This is a genomic window from Burkholderia sp. SCN-KJ, assembly GCF_024656005.1.
GTDB lineage: Bacteria > Pseudomonadota > Gammaproteobacteria > Burkholderiales > Burkholderiaceae > Burkholderia.
In genome coordinates, this window is sequence record NZ_JANKOG010000089.1 from 1 (window position 1) to 1,037 (window position 1,037).

1 protein-coding gene is annotated in these 1,037 nt (G+C 66.1%); it reads right to left on the reverse strand.

The window, feature by feature from the left end; translation table 11 throughout:
• Positions 1-1,034, reverse strand: a 1,034-nt coding sequence (locus NQV17_RS37745) for a porin (RefSeq protein WP_257776152.1), incomplete at its 3' end; no start/stop codon positions are given.
• Between the last annotated feature and the right edge of the window lie 3 nt (positions 1,035-1,037).

Consider the following 1,037-nt stretch of genomic DNA (forward strand, 5'->3'; position numbering starts at 1 on the left):
GTCGCATCGCGCGGCGACGCGAGCAGCGAGAAGTTCGAATTCCCGCCGTTGCGCACGTACGCGACGGTGCCGTACAGGAACGTGCGCTTCGACAGGTTGTACGTCGTGCCGAGCACGTACATGATCGCGTGGCCCGACGGATCGTGCGACGCGTCGCCGCCGCCGTCGCCGACCTTCACGTAATACCCGCCGCCCGTCACCGCCCACTGCGGCGTGGCCGTGTAGGTCGCGCCGAGCCAGTAGTGATCGGCGCGATCGGCGACACCCGCCGGGCTGTCCGGCGCCTGGTAGTGCGTATAGGCGCCCTGGATCTTGAACTTCGACACCTTCACGTTCGCGCCGACGAAATACTCGCGCGACGCGGTGAAGATGTTGCTGAACTTGCCGTTGTTGTCGCGCAGCTCGTCGTAGAGGCCGCGCACGTCGAGCACCGGCGAGTGATACGAGATCATGATCCCGTCCGAGCGGCCGAAGTCGTCGGCCGCGCCGTAGTTGAAGCCGCGCGACTGGTTGCCGAACGCATACTGCGCCTGCACGTCGAAGCCGCCGATCACCGGGCTGTGATATTCGATGTTGTTGCTGCTCTGCTGCCAGTTGCGGCCGCGCACGAGCGATGCGGACGAAAACGCCTGCTGCACGAACGGATCGAATTCCCACACGCCGTCGCTGTCGATGAACAGGTTGCGGCCGGCCTGCAGCTGGCCCCACGTGTCGCTCTTCAGGCCGACATACGCGCGGCGCGACCACATGCGTCCGCCGCCCGTCGTGCCGTTCATCACCTGGAACGCTGTTTCCAGGTTGAAGACCGTCGACATCCCGCCGCCGAGATCCTCGAAGCCCTTCAGGCCGAACATGCTGGTGCCCCAGTCGCCGCCTTCCGCGCTCCAGCGCGTCGAACTGCCGCCGGGCGTCGCGATGTGGTTCAGGTATTCGACGCCGCCGTCGATCCGGCCGTACAGCGTCACGCTCGTCTGCGCGAACGCGGCCGCCGGTGCGGCGGCCACGATCAGCCATGCGAAATGTTTGAGTCGCAAAAT